Source organism: Pantoea sp. CFCC18179, assembly GCF_059412405.1.
Genome location: NZ_JBNBPM010000006.1, coordinates 196,318 through 216,228, shown reverse-complemented (window position 1 = coordinate 216,228; position 19,911 = coordinate 196,318). Strand labels below are relative to the sequence as shown.

Annotated in this window: 16 protein-coding genes; 6 read left to right on the top strand and 10 right to left on the bottom strand. The window is 53.6% G+C overall.

Going from position 1 to position 19,911, the window contains the following annotated elements; translation table 11 throughout:
• Positions 1-37: 37 nt before the first annotated feature.
• On the top strand, positions 38-583 hold the full coding sequence (locus ACPUC7_RS13955) for an NUDIX domain-containing protein (protein WP_494923358.1): 546 nt from the start codon (positions 38-40) through the stop codon (positions 581-583).
• Between the two features lie 80 nt (positions 584-663).
• On the opposite strand, the gene ACPUC7_RS13950 is transcribed toward ACPUC7_RS13955, so the two are convergent.
• Positions 664-3,057 carry a glycoside hydrolase family 31 protein gene (locus ACPUC7_RS13950; protein ID WP_494923357.1) on the bottom strand — a complete coding sequence of 798 codons (2,394 nt, stop codon included), beginning with the start codon at positions 3,055-3,057 and terminating at the stop codon, positions 664-666.
• Between the two features lie 15 nt (positions 3,058-3,072).
• The gene (locus tag ACPUC7_RS13945) at positions 3,073-4,377 is read right to left on the bottom strand and encodes an MFS transporter (RefSeq protein WP_494923356.1); all 1,305 of its coding nucleotides are present in this window, start codon (positions 4,375-4,377) and stop codon (positions 3,073-3,075) included.
• A 365-nt stretch (positions 4,378-4,742) separates the two neighbouring features.
• Between ACPUC7_RS13945 and uxuA the strand changes: the two genes are divergently transcribed.
• The 5 genes from uxuA (at position 4,743) to ACPUC7_RS13920 (ending at position 10,630) form a co-directional block, all read left to right on the top strand.
• Complete coding sequence (gene uxuA, locus ACPUC7_RS13940) at positions 4,743-5,921, top strand: mannonate dehydratase (protein WP_494923355.1); 1,179 nt, start codon at positions 4,743-4,745, stop codon at positions 5,919-5,921.
• Positions 5,922-5,932: 11 nt separating this feature from the next.
• Positions 5,933-7,405, top strand: a complete 1,473-nt coding sequence (locus ACPUC7_RS13935; RefSeq protein ID WP_494923354.1) for a fructuronate reductase — start codon at positions 5,933-5,935, stop codon at positions 7,403-7,405.
• Positions 7,405-8,820: a glucuronate isomerase gene (gene uxaC, locus ACPUC7_RS13930; RefSeq protein WP_494923353.1), complete on the top strand. Its 1,416-nt coding sequence runs from the start codon at positions 7,405-7,407 to the stop codon at positions 8,818-8,820. The genes ACPUC7_RS13935 and uxaC overlap by 1 nt, the downstream gene beginning before the upstream one ends.
• A 97-nt stretch (positions 8,821-8,917) precedes the next feature.
• A complete protein-coding gene (gene uxuR, locus ACPUC7_RS13925; RefSeq protein WP_494923352.1) occupies positions 8,918-9,694 on the top strand; it encodes a Uxu operon transcriptional regulator in 777 nt (258 codons plus the stop codon).
• A gap of 42 nt (positions 9,695-9,736) precedes the next feature.
• On the top strand, positions 9,737-10,630 hold the full coding sequence (locus ACPUC7_RS13920) for a LysR family transcriptional regulator (protein WP_494923351.1): 894 nt from the start codon (positions 9,737-9,739) through the stop codon (positions 10,628-10,630).
• Between the two features lie 81 nt (positions 10,631-10,711).
• Here ACPUC7_RS13920 and ACPUC7_RS13915 read toward each other — a convergent pair whose 3' ends face one another.
• From ACPUC7_RS13915 to ACPUC7_RS13880, 8 genes are all read right to left on the bottom strand, one after another.
• The gene (locus ACPUC7_RS13915) at positions 10,712-12,103 is read right to left on the bottom strand and encodes a M24 family metallopeptidase (protein ID WP_494923350.1); all 1,392 of its coding nucleotides are present in this window, start codon (positions 12,101-12,103) and stop codon (positions 10,712-10,714) included.
• A gap of 592 nt (positions 12,104-12,695) precedes the next feature.
• Positions 12,696-13,988: a PQQ-dependent sugar dehydrogenase gene (locus ACPUC7_RS13910; protein ID WP_494923349.1), complete on the bottom strand. Its 1,293-nt coding sequence runs from the start codon at positions 13,986-13,988 to the stop codon at positions 12,696-12,698.
• Positions 13,985-14,407 carry a DUF2231 domain-containing protein gene (locus tag ACPUC7_RS13905; RefSeq protein ID WP_494923348.1) on the bottom strand — a complete coding sequence of 141 codons (423 nt, stop codon included), beginning with the start codon at positions 14,405-14,407 and terminating at the stop codon, positions 13,985-13,987. The genes ACPUC7_RS13910 and ACPUC7_RS13905 overlap by 4 nt, the downstream gene beginning before the upstream one ends.
• Before the next feature lie 132 nt (positions 14,408-14,539).
• On the bottom strand, positions 14,540-15,655 hold the full coding sequence (locus ACPUC7_RS13900) for an ABC transporter substrate-binding protein (protein ID WP_494923347.1): 1,116 nt from the start codon (positions 15,653-15,655) through the stop codon (positions 14,540-14,542).
• 226 nt (positions 15,656-15,881) lie between these two features.
• Complete coding sequence (locus ACPUC7_RS13895) at positions 15,882-16,520, bottom strand: RpiB/LacA/LacB family sugar-phosphate isomerase (protein ID WP_494923346.1); 639 nt, start codon at positions 16,518-16,520, stop codon at positions 15,882-15,884.
• Between the two features lie 149 nt (positions 16,521-16,669).
• Entirely contained in the window at positions 16,670-17,167 is a 498-nt protein-coding gene (locus ACPUC7_RS13890; protein ID WP_494923345.1) for a protein disulfide oxidoreductase, read from the bottom strand.
• Positions 17,164-17,886, bottom strand: a complete 723-nt coding sequence (locus ACPUC7_RS13885) for a DsbA family protein (RefSeq protein WP_494923344.1) — start codon at positions 17,884-17,886, stop codon at positions 17,164-17,166. The genes ACPUC7_RS13890 and ACPUC7_RS13885 overlap by 4 nt, the downstream gene beginning before the upstream one ends.
• Positions 17,886-19,886, bottom strand: a complete 2,001-nt coding sequence (locus ACPUC7_RS13880; protein WP_494923343.1) for a protein-disulfide reductase DsbD family protein — start codon at positions 19,884-19,886, stop codon at positions 17,886-17,888. Before ACPUC7_RS13880 ends, ACPUC7_RS13885 begins: the two co-directional genes overlap by 1 nt.
• Positions 19,887-19,911 lie beyond the last annotated feature (25 nt).

Below are 19,911 nucleotides of genomic sequence, written 5' to 3'. Positions count from 1 at the left end.
GTCTTTCCGCCATTTTTCAACAGATTGGAGGCCTAACGTGACAACTGAAATCCATACGCTGAATTCTACAGAGATCTATCGCAACCGATGGATGACGCTGAAGGAAGATAAAATTCAACGTGCCGATGGCAGTGAAGGCATCTATTCCGTGGTTGAGAAAGATGATTTTGTGGTGATCGTTCCGGTTGAAGATGACTCGATTTACGTGGTTGAGCAATTCCGCTATCCGATTGGTGAGCGCACCATTGAGCTGCCGCAGGGAAGCTGGGAATTGTCGCCAGATGCTTCTCCGGAAGATCTTGCAGCTGGCGAACTGCGTGAAGAAACCGGTTTGGTGGCCGGGAAATTGAGCTATGTCGGCTATCAGAAATTGGCGCAAGGCTATTCATCGCAGGGTTATCACATTTATCTGGCAAGCGATCTGACGTATCAAGGGCAAAATCTCGATGCGGAAGAAGTGGGATTGACGGCGCACAAGATTAAAAGCGCAGAGTTTTTAGCGCTGATTTTGGCGGGAAAAGTCACTGATGCAACGTCGGTGACGGCATTTCTGCTGGCGAAGGCGAAGCAGTTGATTGATTAGCGTGTATGCTGCAAATCGGTCACCATAAATGACGACCTTACGGAAATCGGTGCGCTTTTATGCGCACCGAATACGCATTATTAACCTTTGGCGATACGCGCTAGCACCGCTTCGGCGTTCGCTTTATCTACCTGAACGCCATCAATAAACAGCTGGCGCTGTTCTCCGACCGGCAAGGTGATATTTAACGTCTGCCATGCAGGCTGGAAATTACCTTCACGCGTGAAGTTAAGATGAATCGCCTGCGCATCGCTGCGCATTTCCCATTTCAGCCACAGCGCATTGCCCTGCTGATAGCCCCAGGATTCGCCATCATCTTCAAACAGCAAGCCGCTGGTGATGCCTTTGCCTTTGACGGGGAATAGCTGCAAGCTGCGACGATCGTCAGCCTTCGCATCGACATGGCGCAAGCGATCGCTGAGGGGTAAACCTGCACCGGCACGCACCAGCATTGGCTGCGTTTCGAGTGGCGCATCCAGCGTGATCCACTGACCACCGCTGTACCATTGCTGCGTGGCAAAGTCGTACCAGCCAGTTTCATTGTCTGGCAACCACAAGCTGCGCTCGCGCTGACCTGGTTCCACCACGCTCGCCACCAGCAAATCGCGTCCCAGCAAGAATTCGTCGCACTCGGCAAACGTCTGCGCATCGTGCTCATGATCGAGGAAAGTCGGACGCAGCATCGGTTCATCATCAGCATGCGCCTGCCACAGCAGCGTGTAGAGATATGGCATCAGACGATAACGCAGTTCAATGGCGGCACGGATGGCTGGTGTCGCTGATGGATACATCCACGGCTCATTGACGGTGTGATCGTCATTCCACGAGTGAATAGTAAAACGCGGATGCATCACGCCATTCTGTACCCAACGCACAAACAGTTCTGCATCAGGTTTGTCGCCTGAGAAGCCGCCTACGTCATGGCCGACGTTATACAAACCGGACAGGCTCATGCCCAATCCCATGCGGATGTTGTAACGCAGCGTCGTCCAGTTGGTGCGGTTATCGCCGCTCCAGGTTTGCACATAACGTTGCATGCCCGCGCAGCCTGAACGTGAAATCAGAAACGGACGCTTTTCCGGTGCAAATTGCTGCTGCGCTTCCATCGAGGCACGCATCATCAACAACGGCATCACTGGACGAATGTGCTTGATCGCGATTGGCGTACCAAAGCCATGACAACGCGCTTCGCCATCCCACACTTCGTATTCGTTGTTGTCGTTCCAGGTAGAATCAATGCCCTTTTCCAGCAGCTGTTTGGTGACGTTTTCCTGCCACCATGCCACCGCTTTAGGATGGGTAAAATCAAGGTGCGAGCCTTCATCATCCCAGAATACCGAGCGCTCTGGCGCATCCTGCTCCGAATCGCGGATGAACAGCCCTTGTGTCGCCACTTCTTCGTAGCGTGGGTGATCCTGCAACAGACAAGGTTTGATGTTGGCCGCCAGACGCAAACCGGCATCGTGGAACGCCTGACTCATCGCTTCTGGCTGCGGCACTTTGTCGTAGTTCCAGTTGAACACGTAGCGCTTGTCGTTGATTGAGGTATAGCCGGATGACAGCTGGAATGAGTCGCACGGAATCTCATGCTCTTCACACAGACGAATAAAGTTCATCAGCTGATTTTGCGCATCCGGTGCATCGGTGTAGTGCATGGTTGAGCCGCTGTAACCGAGGCTCCATTTTGGCCCAAACAGGGTTTTGCCGGTCAGACGCACAAAGGCTTTGGTGACATCCAGCACCTTTTCACCGACGAACAGATAGTAATCGATATCACCACTTTCGGCCTGCCAACGGCGATACGGTTTATGGTAGTTATCCAGCTCATTCCCGAGATCAAACCAGCTGCTGCTGAGGTTGTCGTAATAAAGACCAAAGCTGACATCATCGCGGCGCGTAATGGTGAACGGCACATGCTTGTACAGTGGATCGGTTGATGACGCGTTGTAGCCCATCGCATCGAGGTTGCGCATCTCATAGCGCTGGCCGTTACGCTGCAAATCACCGCTTTTCTCGCCAAGACCGTAATAACGATCATCGTTCATGCGACGTTGATAGTGCGCCACACCATCGCCGTGCGCGTTAATCTGGTAGGCGCTGGTCGGACGGTCGCAGGTCAGCAGTTGCCATACGCCTGCGCTGTCGCAATATTGCCATTCGAGTGCCAGCGGCTGATGGACGATGACACGCAGTTTGTCCGTGGCGACCACCAGCGTGTCGCCCTCTTCTTCCAGCGTGAAATTAGGCAGCGAGAAGCCAGCCAGGCTGTCACGTTGACGTCCTTCCCACGGCACATCACTTTCAGGCGCGATGCTCCAGGTTCTGTCGAGGCTATAAGCGCCTTGACGTTTAATCGCCACACGAAACATGCCGGATTCAAGCACGTACAGGTTCAGCGTGTGTTTCCCATCGACGGTGAGCGCGACATGGTGCGCATCAGAACCAGCTAATGACCAATTTTTTAATGTTTTCATCGTTATCTACTCTTTTCAGGCGCGCTGTGCGCGACGTTCAGCAATAAAAGCAATCAGGAAGATCGCACCAATCAGGTCGAAGAAGCCCATGGCGATAAACAGAGGATTGAATCCAATGGTATCGGCGGTAACGCCAATCAGCAGCGAGAACAGGAAGCTGGAGATCCAGGCAAATGAACCGCGCATACCGTTCACGGTCGCCATTTGGCCTTTATCAAATTTCTCCACCACCAGTGCGCTCAACATGCAGGAGATGATCTGGTGTCCGAAGCCACCAATCGAGATCAGGGCAATCGCGACATACGGATCTTTGGTCACCGCCACCGCAGCCAGCGACAGCATCAAAAAGGCACCGGTTACTGAGCTCGCAACCACCGAGTTAACCTGAGTGAAACCGAAAATTTTGGTGTACAGACGCGTCAGATAGCCGCTGGCCGCGCTGCCGAGATCGGCGGCGAGGAATGGTAACCAGGCGAACATCACGATCTGTTTCAGGTCCATACCGAGCTCTTTTGCCAGATACAGCGGCACCCAGAAACTCAGCACACCCCACGCCGGTTCAGCCATAAAGGCCGGAATAGCGATGCCGTAGAAACGCTTGTTCTTCGATACGCTTTTAAGTGCAGTGAAGAAAGGCTTTTTCACCGCTGGCGGTTCGTTGTCCTGACGAATGAACGCCAGTTCATCTTTCGACAAATTAGGATGCTGATCAGGATCGCGGTACAGCAACCACCACAACACCACCCAACCCAACGCCAGAGCGCCAGTGAACAGGAAGGCGCCCTGCCAGCCACCAAATGCGGCATGGGCGAAATAGATGATTGGCGGTGCCAACATCGCGCCAATGGAGAAGCCCACGCCAGCCCAACCGGCAGCAATCGGACGCTCTTTTTTCGGGAACCATTCGCCAATCACTTTAGCATTCGCTGGTGTGGCCGCCGCTTCTGCGCCGCCCATCACGAAACGCAAGATGGCCAGATGCACCCAACTGCCCGCGCCAGCATGGAATAAACAGGCCACCGCCCAGATGGCGGCGCAGATCAGGAAGCCGACTTTGAGGCCGATAACATCAATCAACCAGCCACAGATCGGTTGGAAGAAGGTATAGGCCAGCTGGAATGCGCCAACGATGTAGGAATATTGTTCGGTGGAGATGTTAAGGCTGTCTTTCAATTCTGGGGCCAGCAGGCCCAATGAGTTACGCGTGATGTAATTGACCGTAACGCCGGCTAAGAACAGCACCAGCACCCACCAGCGCATATGGCGGAAAGTGCGTTTGGCGCCGGCGGCGGTAATCCCTGGATTTAAACTGCGGTTCATCTGGTTCTCCATTCTTTATTGACATCATGAGTTAACAAGTCCCGCAGTTAACTGAGGCTGGTTCGCGTAAATACCCTGGTAATACCGCTCACCGCACAGGATTTGTCATGTCTTGCTGAGGAGTGACTTCACTGAGTCATCTCTAACCATCCGCCAGGAGTGAAACACAGTTGCGAAAAGTGGTCGCCAACCAGGTGCTGCATCTGTGATCTGGTTAACCAAAATCATTTGTCAGGTTGACATCAGGCAGCAAAGAGTTGAATTTTAGCGGGTGAAAGCGCGGTTACCTTTAAGGAGATCGCGTTAAGGGATAAAATAGGTCAACCAATTACTGACCACTCAAAGACCATTGATGAGGTAATAACATGAAGCAGACCTGGCGCTGGTATGGCCCGAACGATCCTGTCTCTCTTACTGATGCGCGCCAGGCTGGCGCGACGGGCATCGTCACGGCTCTGCATCACATTCCCAACGGCGAAGTGTGGACGGTGGAAGAGATCATGCAGCGTAAGGCGCTGGTTGAAGCCGCAGGACTTGAGTGGGCAGTGGTCGAAAGCGTGCCGATTCATGAAGAGATCAAAACCGGCAGTGGCCGTTGCCAGCATTGGATCGCCAATTATCAGCAATCGCTGCGCAACCTGGCGCAGTGCGGCATCAAGACCGTGTGCTACAACTTCATGCCGATCCTCGACTGGACACGTACCGACCTCGAATATCTGCTGCCAGATGGTTCGAAAGCGCTGCGTTTTGATCAGATTGAATTCGCGGTGTTCGAACTGCACATTCTGCAACGTCCGGGTGCCGAGCAAGATTATACCGCGGAAGAGATTGCCCAAGCCGCCGAGCGCTTCGCCCAAATGAGCGAAGAGAGCCGCACGCGCCTGATGCGCAATATCATCGCCGGTTTGCCGGGTGCGGAAGAAGGTTACACGCTGGATCAATTCCGCGCGCAGTTGGCGCGTTATGAAGGCATTGGCAAAGCACAACTGCGTGAAAACTTCGCCACCTTCCTGCGCGCCATTATTGCGGTGGCAGAAGAAGTTGGCGTACGCATGGCGGTGCATCCCGACGATCCGCCGCGCCCGATTCTCGGCTTGCCGCGCATTGTTTCGAATGCCGAAGATTTGCAGTGGATGATCGATACCGTTAGCAGCCCAGCCAACGGCTTTACCATGTGCACCGGTTCTTATGGCGTGCTGGCAGAGAATGATTTGGCGGGCATGGTCAAACGCTTTGGACCGCGCATCTACTTTGCACATCTGCGTTCCACCAAGCGTGAAGAGAATCCACGTACCTTCCATGAAGCCGCGCATTTAGGCGGCGACGTCGATATGTTTGCGGTGATTAAAGCGATTGCTGAAGAGGAACATCGCCGTAAAGCCGCCGGGCAAGAAGATCTGATCCCGATGCGTCCCGATCACGGCCACCAAATGCTGGATGACCTGAAGAAGAAAACCAATCCGGGCTATTCGGCGATTGGTCGTCTGAAAGGTTTGGCTGAAATTCGCGGCGTCGAACTGGCGATCCATCGCGCCTATTTCTAAGCGGAGCATTCATGGAAAATACCGCCAAACTTAAGGTTGCCCTGCCCGCATGGCAGCAAGACCGCCTGGTTCCGCGCATGGTGCATCTTGGCTGCGGCGCGTTTCATCGCGCGCATCAAGCGCTGTACTTGCATCATTTACTGGAAGTCAGCGACTGCGATTGGGGCATCTGCGAGGTCAACCTGATGTCCGCCAGCGGGCTAGCGTTGGTTGAAAAGCTGCGCCAGCAAAACTTGCTGTATAGCGTCACTGAGAAAGGTGCCGAAAGCAGCGAAGTCAAAATCATCGGCGTGGTGAAAGAAGCGCTGCATCCGGGATTAGAAGGCAGCGCCAGCATTCTCAACGCACTTACGCGTCCTGAAACCGCGATTGTTTCCCTGACCATCACCGAGAAAGGCTATTGCACCACCGGCGCGAGCGGTGAAATGGATAGCGAAAATACCTTGATTCAACACGATCTCGCGCATCCGACCACGCCAAAATCAGCGCTGGGTTACATCGTCGAAGCGCTGCGCATGCGCCGCGAGCAAGGTTTGCCGCCGTTTACCGTGCTGTCGTGCGATAACCTGCGTGACAACGGACATGTGGCACGCGCAGCAGTATTGGGTTTAGCGCACCTGCGCGATCCCGCATTAGCGGCGTGGATTGACGCTAACGTAACGTTCCCGTCCACCATGGTTGACCGCATCGTTCCGGCGGTCACGCCTGAAACCGAGCAAGAGATTGCTGAACTGTTAGGCGTGGAAGATCCGTGTGGCGTGGCCTGCGAACCGTTCCGCCAATGGGTGATTGAAGACAACTTTGTCAATGGCCGCCCGGATTGGGATCGCGTCGGTGCGCAGTTTGTCACTGACGTTGCGCCGTTCGAAATGATGAAGTTGCGCATGCTGAATGGCAGCCACTCTTTCCTTGCCTATCTCGGCTATCTCGGCGGTTTCGCGACGATCGCTGACACCATGCAGCATCCGGCTTATCGTCAGGCGGCGCAGAGATTGATGATGGCTGAGCAAGCGCCTACTTTGTCGATGCCAGATGATATTGATTTGCAGCGTTATGCCGATCAGCTTATCGAACGCTTTAGTAATCCGTCGCTGCGTCATCGCACCGGACAAATCGCCATGGATGGCAGCCAAAAACTGCCGCAGCGCATGCTCGATTCCGTGCGTCAGCATCTGCGCGCGGGTAGCGATTACCGCCATTTGGCGTTGGGCATCGCAGGTTGGATGCGCTATGTGCTGGGCGAAGATGAACAAGGCCAACGTTATGAGGTGGTTGACCCATTAGCTGCCACACTGGAAGCGATTAATCAGCAATATCCCGCAGGTGAAGCGCGAGTTCTGGCGCTGATCAACATCAAGGCCATTTTTGCTGATGATTTGCCGGCTAATGCGGCGTTTGTCGCCACCGTTCAGCGCGCTTACGCCCTGCTGTGCCAGGCTGGCGCGCGTGCCGCTGTTGAATCTCTCACACAGGAATCAAACTAATGCGTTTTATGGATGAAGATTTCCTGCTGCAAAGCGATATCGCGCGTCGTTTGTACCACGACTTCGCCGCAGACATGCCGATCTACGATTATCACTGCCACCTTAATCCGCAGGAGATCGCGGAAGATCGTCAATTTGCCAACCTCGGCCAGATTTGGCTGGAAGGCGATCACTACAAATGGCGTGCGCTGCGTGCGGCGGGTGTGGATGAATCGCTGATCACCGGTAACCGCACCAGCGATTACGACAAGTATTTGGCTTGGGCGAATACCGTGCCGAAGACGCTGGGCAACCCACTCTATCACTGGACGCACCTTGAATTGCGCCGCCCGTTTGGCATCACCGATACGCTGTTTGGACCGGATACCGCAGAAGATATCTGGCACCGTTGCGCCGAAAAACTGGCGACACCGGAATTTTCTGCACGCGGCATTATGCGTCAGATGAATGTACGCATGGTCGGCACCACTGACGATCCGATTGATTCACTGCGCTATCACCGCCAAATTGCCGATGACAGCAGCTTTGATATTGATGTCGCGCCAAGCTGGCGCCCGGATAAAGTGTTCAAAATCGAACTCGACGGTTTTGTCGACTATCTTGGCAAGTTAGAAGCTGCCGCCGATGTCACTATCGACAGCTTCGATGCCCTGCGTCAGGCGCTGTTGCGCCGTCTTGATCATTTCTCTGCGCAGGGCTGCCGCGCTTCCGATCACGGCATCGAAACCCTGCGTTTTGCGCCGATACCCGATGACAACGTGCTCGATGCCATTCTGGCGAAACGTCTCAGTAACGCACCGCTGGAAGAGTTGGAAATTGCGCAATTCAGCAGCGCCGTATTGGTGTGGCTGGGCGGCGAATATGCCCGTCGCGGTTGGGCGATGCAGCTGCATATTGGTGCGATTCGCAACAACAGCACGCGCATGTTCCGCCAGCTGGGTCCAGACAGCGGCTTTGATTCAATTGGCGATAACAATATTGCCTGGCCGTTAGCGCGTTTGCTTGATGCGATGGACCTCAACAATCAACTGCCAAAAACCATCCTTTATTGCCTGAACCCACGCGACAACGAAGTGCTGGCGACCATGGCAGGCAACTTCCAGGGTGCAGGCATTGCTGGCAAAGTGCAGTTCGGTTCGGGTTGGTGGTTCAACGATCAGCGCGACGGCATGCTGCGCCAGTTGGAACAGCTGTCGCAAATCGGTCTGCTGAGCCAGTTTGTCGGCATGTTGACCGATTCACGCAGCTTCCTGTCCTACACGCGGCACGAATATTTCCGCCGTATTTTGTGCAATCTGCTGGCGCAATGGGTGCAGGACGGCATTGTGCCACATGATGAGCAAATGCTCGGCAGCATGCTGCGTGATATCTGCTTTAACAACGCTGAGCGCTACTTTGCGCTTAACCCGTTGTGAACACAGAACTCAGAAATGTCTGTGCTATATTACGTGTCAGCGTTAGGGGTACTGCCCCTAACGCTTTGTTAACCTGTTAACCCGCATAAAGAGCACGATGAAAAATCAAACTTCAGCACAGCGCCCTTATCAGGAAGTCGGGGAAATGCTCCGCAACATGATCACCCAGAAACAGTATGCCGTGGGTGAACGACTGCCGCCGGAACGTGAGTTAGCGGCGCTGCTGGACGTGACGCGCACGCTGGTGCGCGAAGCGCTGATCATGCTGGAACTGGAAGGTTTAATTGAGGTGCGACGTGGTGCGGGCATCTATGTGGTGCACGACAGCCCGCAACCTCCGGCTCAAATACAAAAACCGGGCAACGATGCGGGCCCGTTTGAAATGCTGCAGGCGCGTCAGCTGCTGGAGAGCAACATCGCAGAGTTTGCCGCCCTGCAAGCCACGCGCGAAGACATCATGAAAATGCGCCAGGCGCTAGAGCTGGAAGAGAAAGAGCTGGCTTCGGGTGAGGTCAACCAAAGTGAAAACGGCGATCGTAACTTTCACCTGGCGATTGCCGAAGCCACACACAACAGCATGCTGGTTGAACTGTTTAAACAATCCTGGCAGTGGCGTGAAGACAACGTGATGTGGAGCCAATTGCATCGCCATCTGGTCAACACCGATTACCGCAAAGAATGGCTCGACGATCACAAGAAAATCCTCGCCACCTTAATCAAGAAAGATGCGCGCGCCGCCAAGCAGGCGATGTGGCAGCATCTGGAAAACGTTAAACAGCGCCTGCTGGAGTTTTCTGACGTTGACGATATTGATTTTGATGGATATTTGTTTGAATCCTGGCCGCTTTATGCTACCAACAGCTCTAATAACTAGCGGTTGATTAGACGCTGAAAAGCGTAACAGGATAAAAGCCAGATGCTGCGAGAAAACTTCAACGACCTGATTTATCTGGTGATGGTGGCGCGCGAGTGCAGTTTTACCCGTGCGGCAGCCAAATTGGGCGTTTCACAATCGGCTTTGAGTCACTCGATTCGCGGCCTTGAAGAGCGCTTAAATACCCGCTTATTAACCCGCACCACTCGCAGCGTGGCCCCCACTGAAGCCGGTGAAAACCTGATTCAAAGCGTCGCGCCGCTGATGGCTGATATTGAAAAAGCCTTGCTGCAACTCACTGACAGCCAGGGTAAACCGTCTGGCAATATTCGCATTACCGCCGGTGAACACGCGTTATCTTCGACGTTATGGCCGCTGCTGAAACCTTTTTTACGTGCTTATCCCGATATTAATGTGGAGTTGTCTGTCGACAATGCCTTAACGGATATTGTTAGCGGTCGTTTTGATGCGGGCGTGAGATTAGGTGAAAGCATCGAAAAAGATATGGTGGCGGTGAGAATTGGCCCAGACTGGAAAATGCTTACTGTCGCCACACCGGAATATTTACAGCGGCACGGTATTCCGCAAACCCCTTATGAATTACAAAATCATAATTGTATAAACATGCGCTTGCCGACGCTGGGTGGATTATACAGTTGGGAATTCAGCAAAGATGGCAAAGATATTCGGGTAAAAGTTGAAGGCCAGATGATTTTTAGTAATTTGGTTGCGCGAATTGATGCGGTACTTTCTGGTATGGGAATAGCGCATGTACCCGAAGACACCGTTAACCAGCATATTGCGGACGGAAGATTACAATCGGTACTCGATGACTGGACGCAACCGTTTAGCGGTTATTATCTTTATTATCCCAGCCGTAAACAGCACACCATGGCATTTGAGATGTTGATTGACGCGATTAAATACAAAGGCTGATCTTACCATTTCAAGGTGCGCATTTATGCGCACCTTCCGCTTCGTAGCGGTCGCCATTTACGGTGACCGATTTTTATAGCATTAACGATCCACGCTCAAGGCTAATTCTTTCGCCAAAAAGAACGGGCGTAAATACGCCACGCTGTTGGATAACGGTAAGACGTCATCACTCAACTGAATGCCAATTTCGTCGCGCAAATATGCCCGGCGCGTTTCAATCCGCTGCCATAACGCCGGATATTGATGCTCGATAGCCGCTCGTAACGCCGCATCCGCCAGCACCACACACTCTTCTGCGCTGGCACCGTTATAACCCGCAACGGATGGGATAATATCGATTTGCAGCATCATGCCGCTTTTTAGCTGTTCAACGGAATGATGGTAAATCGGTGACGACATCCACTCCTCGTCTGCCACTAAATGCCCAGGATTAAGATGCCAACCGTAATCTTTCTGCGGCAAAACCTGCTCTATCAAATCATAAAGTGCACCGCCGCGCATACCAATGTGAATATTTTCCAGCCACGCTACCACTGCACTGAAATAGGGTTTGGCAATGCGATGCAGATAATTTCTTTGTGTATCGGGCAACTCGCTTTCGTCGGCAATCACAAAACCGCTGCGGCTCGATAATCCACCTTTATAGGCAGTGGTTAATGACAACGGATCGCCGCGCTGCACTTTTTTGTGCGTCGGATACAAATTGGCATATTCGAAACGGCTGCCGGTGGCGGCAATGGTGACCACCGTATTGGATTGTCCTTCTGCGGCAAGTAATGCGCCCAATTCAATTTCACGCACGCCCTCTTCAATCGCATCCAGCGCGTTTAGCATGCAATTCGAGGCGAGATTAGCACCGTATTCGTAATGCGCAATTTCATTGGCATTGCAGGTGGTGCGGACACCGTGATCGCCAATAAACAGAGGGATGGCATTTTCTACAATTGCATCTTTTTTCACAGCCTGTTTAATCGCTTCCACGATGAAATATGGCAGGTCAAACAGGCTTGTGCCGTTGCCATTCGCAGGCGTAAACATCTTCCAGCCGACCAGACCAATTTTGCCGCTACGATCCAAACCCGCCGCAGCAAACAGGCTCTCAAGTGGCGCTTCGTTATCCATCGGTTGATTGGGCAGCGAGAAGTAAGGCGAGTGCAGCAGCGTGGCGGGGATACGCGAAAAGCGCGCCATTTTGAGGTTTTCATTACCCAGCACCAGCATGCAGTGACCGGATTTGTCCAGCAGCAACAACCCTTCTTCGAAGCGCGGGATGAAACCGGTGAGATATTCAAAATTGCTGCCGTGTTCTTTATCGGCATAAATTACCAGCGTGTCGAAACCGTGCTGTTTCATGCGTTCCAACAGTTGATTTTTACGCGCCAACTGCGTGTCATCCGTGAGAAAAACCGGCTCGACGTCCGAGAACGTCTGCGGCGCGGTGACCGGTCCCAACTTGATTGTTTTGCTCGCCATGTTTCACTTCCTCGTATTTCATCATTGAGGAGGATAGTAGCGTCTTTCAGGCCTGCATATGTTTCGCAAACAGCGAAAAAAGGCGGAGGGGTGAGCTCCGCCTTGTTTCAAGTTCTGATCAGTGCGCCTGACCAGTCAGTTGCAAAAGGGCAACGATGATTTGCAAGATCACCCGGACTAAGTCCAGCAACAATCGAACAAGTTCCATCACTTTCCTTCTCCTTTAACAGGAGCGCGCCGTTCAGCTGCCGAGGCTTTGACTCCACCCGCCGACCGCTTAAGCACATCTGTGAGGAGTGCTGAGCGGCTCTCATTGTGGAAGCCACAGGCCAGCACCACCTGAAACCTGCCGGGATTTGACAATCCGCGCCCCTGGGAGTCATCAGAAAACAATGAGGCTTCGCCCGTCACTCAACACCTGTATAACCATACAGTATTTTAGCGAAACTTGAAATAAATCCCGCCACATTTTATCATCTGTTTTGTGAGGAGTGCTGAGCACCCCGTTCGCAGCGCGGTTACCAGCCAGTTAGCGAACATAAAAAAAGGATTTGGCGTTGATGCCAAATCCTTTTTTATTGCCTGCAATGTATTAATTGGCGGAACTGATGCGCCAAATGGCATTGCCCGCATCGTCAGCAATTAACACGCCACCCTGCTGATCGGTTGCTAAACCGACCGGCAAACCGCGTACCTGCTTCTGATCGTCCGTCAGGAATCCCGTCACCACCGGCTGCGGTTGCCCGACCGGTTTACCGTTTTCGAACTTCACCCACACTACCTGATAGCCATTAAGCGGCGTGCGGTTCCAACTGCCGTGTTCACTGATAAATGCCCCGCCGCGATATTGCGGCATGTTATCTGCACCATAGAACAACAGCCCAAGCGGCGCGACGTGCGAGCTCAGCGCGTAATCCGGTTTGATGGCTTTCTCCACCAAATCCGGCCGTTGCGGTTGTGCGCGCTCATCCACATGCTGACCGTAATAGCTGTAAGGCCAACCATAGAAGCCTTTGTCCTGCACCGAAGTCATATAATCGGGTACCAAATCCGAGCCAATTTCGTCGCGTTCATTGACCACCGCCCACAACTTGCCGCTTTGTGGCTCCCACTGCAATCCGGTGGGATTGCGCAAACCGCTGGCATAAATGCGGCTGGCCCCGCTCGCTGCATCTACTTCCAATACCGCGGCACGTCGATACTCTTCACCGATACCGTTTTCCGACACGTTACTGTTGGAACCGACGCCGACATACAGTTTGCTGCCATCAGGGCTGGCGAGCAGCGACTTGGTCCAGTGATGGTTAATCGGTCCGCCCGGCAGTTCAGTGACTTCGACGGGTGGCGTAGTGATCTTAGTTTCTCCGGTTTGATAGGGGAATTTCACCAGGCTATCGGCATTCGCCACATACAAGGTATTGCCCACCAACTGCATACCGAACGGCGCGGTGAGATTGTCGATAAAACGATGCTGTTCCCATTTGCCGTTAACGTTACGCAACAGTGTGATGCGATTGCCGCCATCACCGCCCTTGCCTGAAGCCTTCTGCACGATGCCCATAATCAATTGCTTAGGCGCCGTGGTCGGTTTAGGCGTACCGTTCGACTCCGCTACCAGCACATCATTGTTCGGCAGCACTAACACCTGACGTGGGTGTTGCAAATTGTCGGCGATCTTTTCAATCTTCAATCCATCCGCCACTTTCGGCATTTCACCGACTTTCCATGGCACGCCTTTTGGCACCTGCATCGGCGGCATAAAGAAATTCTGCGCCTGCGGCAGTTCAGGATTCGGCCCGATTTGTTTTTGCGGATCAATCAACGCGCCGTCATCACAGGCGCTGATCAGTAATGCCAGCGCAATCACACTCAGTTGACGTTTCATACGCGACCTCCTTGTACACGACGATCGCGCAGCACCCACTGCACGTTGGCAATCAATAGCAACAACACCACCAGCGTGGAGAGCGTCACGCCCAATGGCACAACGGCGTAAGCATCGCGGCTATGAATAAAGGCATTCACCACCGCCAGCACGATTGCCAGCAGCGACAGCCAAAAGTGTGTTTTTTCATTGGGCCGCGCGCCACGAAATAAATAAACCAGGCTAATTAAACGCGGCAGGATAGCCAGCACCAACCCCATTGCAATCAACCAACTGGCGGATTTGGTCCACATGATGACAGCAGTTTGCAGATAGATGATATCGAACAGCCAGGCGGCGAAGAAAAAGCCCAGCGGCAGCGGTTCCAGCAGCGCGTATAGCGTCACGCCGAACAGCGATTTTCCCGAGGTATGCAACATTACATTCTCCCTTTAACCGGCTATTTATGGGGTGGCGCACCCGTTTCGCTTAGACGAACGCGGATGCAACCACCTGTAAAATATTAGTAAAGATAAACAGTAATGCTGGTTTCTTGCTGGATTAACGCAAATTTATGACTTATCCGCCGGCAGCGTGACCCAATATCCAGGCTGATACGGCAACGGCAGAAACTTCTGGTGGAACTCGCGGAAGGTCGCGTCGGGATCGAGATCGGCGAACAATTCAGGATGCAGCCATTTCGCCAATGCCTGAATAGCGACGAACTGATAAGGGCTGTCATAGAATTGATGCCAAATGGCGTGCGCATTGCCGTTGTGCGCCACCGGCAAGGTTTTGAACGCGTCACGCATCATCAGCAATTTCAGGCGTGCGGTGGCTTCCTCGGTATCTGCACCAGGACCCACACCAACCCATTTACCGACGGTGTTGTAGTTTTTCCAGTTCGCGCCGGTCACCACCACTACATCGGGACGGCTAGCAATGATTTGTTCTGGATTCAACGTACCGAAAGTACCGGGAATCAGATCTTTAGCGATATTGCTGCCACCCGCAATTTCCACCATTTGACCAAAGTTCTCGTTACCAAACGACATGCAGCATTCGTCGGTATAACCGCCTGCCCGGTCAATCATCACTTTTGGGCGCGTGCCGTTGAAGTTTTTCAGGCGATCGGTCACCTTTTCAATCTGCGCACGACGAAACGCTACAATCTCTTCGGCGCGCTGCGGATTATTGACCAGTTCGCCCATGATGCGGATGCTTTGCTCGGCGTGTTCCATCGGTTTTTCACGAAAATCGATAAACACCACTGGCACGCCAACCGCCTGTAACTTCTCAATCAGCTTGCCTTCATCGGTGGCGGCTTTCGATTCGAGGTTCATCAGCACTAGATCGGGTTTGAGCGTCAACGCTTGCTCAACGTTAAAGGTGCCGTCCTTCGCGCCGCCAAATGTAGGCAGCTTTTTGATTTGCGGATATTTTTTTTCATACGCCATGTAGCCGTCGTAATCCGCTTTGTGGAAATCATCACGCCATCCCACCACACGCTGGAATGGCGCGGCGGTATCAAAAGCCGCCAGCAGATACATCTGACGGCCTTCGCCCAGAATAATACGTTTGGATTCTTGTTTAACGTCGACCTGCCTGCCGGCCACGTCAGTAATAATTTTTGCGCTAGCGTGACCCGCCACCGCCAGCAACCCCAGAGCTAACAGCCATTTTTTCATTTTATCTACCCGTACAAATGATAATGATTATTATTAAAATTTCGCGGCGTCACTATTACCTGGCAGACGGGAAATGAAAAGCCCTGAGGACACATTTTTTTACATGCGGGAGGATTGCTTCTTTTCTCCGACATTTCTTCCGACATGAACGTTGGAGTAATCAGAAACGAGGTGTGTAAAGAATAAAAAAGCCAGGTTTCCCCTGGCCTAATGAATTGAGTGCAGTTTACTGCGTTAATTCACGCACAAAGCGCACGATCTCTTGGTTCTGTCCATGCTCGAACAGGCAATGCTGCAAGCGTGGGCCGCTCAGGGCGGTTTTCAGCAATTCAGGGTCAATGACACGTAACGCATCAAGATGATTTTCCTTGAGCAGCGCGGCCTTCACCTCACTCAGCAAGCCCGCATTGCGTACCTGCGGTTCTTTGCGCTCAGGGGGATAACCCAATCCTTTCTCGCCGGTGAACGCTTTTTCGAAGATAAAGCGCAGATTAAGTTCCGCGCCCCAACCAAAGCCTTTGGCGAACGGCAACGATAACGCATTGCCGTTATTAATTTGCGCAAACAGATAAGCGTCTGCCGGATCAATGCAGTAACCACAAGTCACGCCCGGATGCAGGTTCAGCGAAAGCAGTGCACCTTGTCCGGTACCGCAACCGGCAACCACAAAGTCTACCGCCTTACTGTTTAGCAGCACATTAGCCATGATTCCGAGATGAATATAGGTGAGATGGTGATCCTGTTCGTCGCTCATACCGACGTTAAATATCTGATGTCCTAGCGGTTGGGCAACAGACTGCAACTCTTTCAGCACTGTCGCATTTTTTGCAGCTTGGCTATTTTCCATCATCAACGCGATTTTCATGATCCATCCTCAGATTAAATTGAAACACCGTTTCATTTTAATCAAAGAACGTCAGAATGCAGCCTTGAGCGTGCTTATAGTCTGTGAGTTCAGTCACACATTCATCATGCAATTGGGCGACAGCTCGGCTGCCGCCCGTGCATTGCGGGTTAAAGACTCGCCCACCACAGGCGTAATTTGAGTCCCCAACCACTGGTCCAGCCGCTGCTGGTGCTGATCACTTTACCTTGATGCAGCACGATAAAGGTTGGCGTGGCGCTGATGTCCCAGCGCTGGCCAATCGCGCCGCTTTCATCGTTGATCGCCACACCTTGCAGCCCTTTTTTCTCCAGCCAGGTGGCTACACGCGCATCATCGCCTGATCGCAGCGCGACGCTAACCACGTTGCCGCCGTCCTGACTGATCGCCGCGACACTGGGCGTAGTGAGCTTGCACACGCCGCACCACGAAGCCCAAACGTAAATAAGCAGCGGACGATCCTTGCTCATCTCCGCCAGATTAACGTCGCCTTGCAGCGAAGTCAGCGGCTGTTGGGCAAAATCGGCCGGCAGCTGCGGCGATCGTAGCCAATCCATGCCCCACAGCACAGCGCCAACCATCAGCACCAGCCATAAAGCTTCGCGCAGCCAGCGCTTGGCTCGGCTCATTTCTTGGCCTGCAACGCGCCTTTCACCGCGGCTTCGAGCTGCTCATACGGCACTGCGCCGCTGATCATCTGATCGCCGACCAACGTAGCTGGCGTACCTTGCACGCCAAGCTGTTGCGCCAGCGTCAGGTTGCTGTTGATGGTGTCGAGGCTGGCTTTGCTCGGCTCTTTCAGCGTGATATCGGTTTTGTCCAACGCCGCGGCTATGCTGGCTTCGTCGTGATTGCCCTTCTTCGCCATCAAACGCTCATGCAGTTTGAGGAAGTTTTTCGGCTGCTGTTCCCACACCGTCAACGCCAGGCGCGCAGAAGTCAGCGAGGTTTCTGCACGATACGGCAGCGGCTTAATCACCACCGCGACTTGCGGATAGGCTTTAATCAGCTTTTCGATATCGGCTTCAAACTTCTTACAGAACACGCAGTTGTAGTCAGTGAAATAGACCAGCGTCAGCGCCGGTTTTTCTGCACCAATGCGCGGTGATCCGGCATCGTTATACAGCGCGTCACGGTTTTTCTCGACCATCTGCGCCACCACGTTTTGCTGCTGACGCGCCGCTTCTTTATCAAAGGCATCAGCCGCTTCGGCCAGAATCGCCGGATTCTGTACCAGCGTTTCGCGAATCAGTTCTTTGATGCGTGCTTCTTGCTCAGGCGTAAACGGCGCAGCCGCCAGTGCAGGCATAGCAAGGAACATCAATGGCAGTAACAGGGATTTCTTCATTATTTTTTCGCCTCAGAGAGAGTGGAGATCACCGCTTCACGACTCAGCAGCGGTGACAAAATTTGGCCTTGCGGCAGCGCCGGGCCATAAATTTGGTTAAACGGAATGGCGACGCGATCGCGACGGCGCAGGAATTCACCGATTGCTGGATCGGGCTGCGTCCAGTCACCGCGCAGCAACACCACATCATCGGCTTGCAATGCGGCACGCACGTCGGGTTGATTGAGTACGCGCGATTTGTTCACTTTGCAGGTAATGCACCAATCGGCGGTGACATCGACAAACACGCGCTTGTCTTGCTCCAGCGCCTGATTAATCGCCGCTTCGGTCAGCGGCTGCCAATGCAACGTATCCTCTTCAGGGGCGATGCGCGTCATCAGGAACAGCGCGCCAGCCAGCGTCAACGTGATAAACACCACGCCTGCCTGTTGTAATGCACGGCGTTTTACCAGCCAGATAAGCAGCACCAATAACAGCAGCGCTGCCAGCACCAGCGCGAAAGTATCGCCCCAATGCGGCACCAGCAAGGTCACCAGCCAGAAAGTCGCCAGCAGCATAAACAGGCCGAGTACGGTGCGCAGATGCACCATCCAACGGCCCGGGCGCGGCAAGCAACGTGCCATTCCCGGCAACGCGGCGACCAACAACCACGGCAAACTCATGCCAACACCCAGCGCGACAAACAACAGCCAAAGTTGCGGCAACGGCGCGGTCAGCGCATAGGCGACGGCGGTGCCAAGGAAAGGCGCACTGCACGGCGTTGCCAGCAAGGTGGCAAATGCGCCCTGGCCGAAGTGACCCAATAAGCCGTCACCGCCTTGCGTCGCCAGTTTGGTATTCAGGCCCGAGGGCAGACGGAAATGCAGCAGGTCAAACAAGCTGGCGCTGAACAGGAACATCACCAGCACCATCGCCAGCAGGAAGCCGCTGCTTTGGAACTGAATGCCCCAACCCAATGCCTGACCACTCAGGCGCAGCGCGCTCATCAGCAACGCAAGTAGCAGGAAGGAGAAAATGATACCGGCGCTGGAGGCGAGGAATTGCATGCGGGTTTGACGCTGCGTTTGCCCTTGCTGCTGCACCAGACTGCTCAACTTGATCGCCAAAACCGGCAATACGCATGGCATCAGATTAAGGATCAAACCGCCGAGCAGCGCCAGCAGCAGCACCGACCACAACGTCTGCGTCGCTGTACCTGAAACCAGAGGCTCCGCGCCAATCGTCACGCTACTTTGTTGCGCAATGCCGCCGTCGCTGACTACCAGTGATAAGCTTTTATCACGCAGATCCGGTGCGGCTTCGCCCCATTCGTCGGTGACTGCCACGCGTGCCGTTAGCGTATCGCCATCCACCTTGATTTGTGGCGCGGCCAACATGCTGCCCGCCGGGTAATCAAAGAACAGCTCTGGCTGCTGCCAGCCGCCCTGACGCTGCGCACGGATTTGCAGTTCACCCTTCACGAAGCTGGCGTCGAGTTGATCGGTCAAACCGCTTTCTGCCGGAATTTTGCCCATCGCTTCGGCAAAATCACGGGCAAATGCTGCATCTGCGGGTTGCGTGAGATCGAGACTAAATGGGAAATCAGTAAGGATGCAGACGTCGCTACAGGTTGATAGCGTCAAAGTGCCCGCCAGCGTGGTGCTGGACAGATTCTTCAGCGTGATCGGCAGCGTGATATCGCCTTTGTAGCCCTGGGTGGTTAAACCGCTGACGTCAAAACGCTGCGGCGCAGGCCAAAACCATTGCGCGTTAACATCCGGCGTTTGCCAGCGGATTTCCGGCGCTACGCCGCCTTCGCCCGGCGTGCGCCAGTAGGTTTTCCAACCCGGTTGCAGGCGGATATCCAGCAACAGCTGTTGATCCTGATTGTGACTGGTACTGCGCAAACGCACTTCAGCATGACTGTTTTGTGCATTTCGCAGCCAGCCGCTGTCTGCCGCTTGCGCGGTGACCGCGAGGCTCGCCAGCAGAAGCAGCACGCTTCTGATAAAAATCTTCATTTTTTGATTCTCCGGTGAATAACAA

Coding starts and splice junctions, on each gene's coding strand:
- ACPUC7_RS13890 (WP_494923345.1), bottom strand. CDS start 17,167: ATGAGCCGAGCCAAGCGCTGGCTGCGCGAAGCTTTATGGCTGGTGCTG.
- uxuR (WP_494923352.1), top strand. CDS start 8,918: ATGAAAAATCAAACTTCAGCACAGCGCCCTTATCAGGAAGTCGGGGAA.
- ACPUC7_RS13880 (WP_494923343.1), bottom strand. CDS start 19,886: ATGAAGATTTTTATCAGAAGCGTGCTGCTTCTGCTGGCGAGCCTCGCG.
- ACPUC7_RS13950 (WP_494923357.1), bottom strand. CDS start 3,057: ATGAAAACATTAAAAAATTGGTCATTAGCTGGTTCTGATGCGCACCAT.
- uxuA (WP_494923355.1), top strand. CDS start 4,743: ATGAAGCAGACCTGGCGCTGGTATGGCCCGAACGATCCTGTCTCTCTT.
- ACPUC7_RS13920 (WP_494923351.1), top strand. CDS start 9,737: ATGCTGCGAGAAAACTTCAACGACCTGATTTATCTGGTGATGGTGGCG.
- ACPUC7_RS13915 (WP_494923350.1), bottom strand. CDS start 12,103: ATGGCGAGCAAAACAATCAAGTTGGGACCGGTCACCGCGCCGCAGACG.
- ACPUC7_RS13895 (WP_494923346.1), bottom strand. CDS start 16,520: ATGAAAATCGCGTTGATGATGGAAAATAGCCAAGCTGCAAAAAATGCG.
- ACPUC7_RS13885 (WP_494923344.1), bottom strand. CDS start 17,886: ATGAAGAAATCCCTGTTACTGCCATTGATGTTCCTTGCTATGCCTGCA.
- ACPUC7_RS13910 (WP_494923349.1), bottom strand. CDS start 13,988: ATGAAACGTCAACTGAGTGTGATTGCGCTGGCATTACTGATCAGCGCC.
- ACPUC7_RS13905 (WP_494923348.1), bottom strand. CDS start 14,407: ATGTTGCATACCTCGGGAAAATCGCTGTTCGGCGTGACGCTATACGCG.
- ACPUC7_RS13935 (WP_494923354.1), top strand. CDS start 5,933: ATGGAAAATACCGCCAAACTTAAGGTTGCCCTGCCCGCATGGCAGCAA.
- uxaC (WP_494923353.1), top strand. CDS start 7,405: ATGCGTTTTATGGATGAAGATTTCCTGCTGCAAAGCGATATCGCGCGT.
- ACPUC7_RS13945 (WP_494923356.1), bottom strand. CDS start 4,377: ATGAACCGCAGTTTAAATCCAGGGATTACCGCCGCCGGCGCCAAACGC.
- ACPUC7_RS13900 (WP_494923347.1), bottom strand. CDS start 15,655: ATGAAAAAATGGCTGTTAGCTCTGGGGTTGCTGGCGGTGGCGGGTCAC.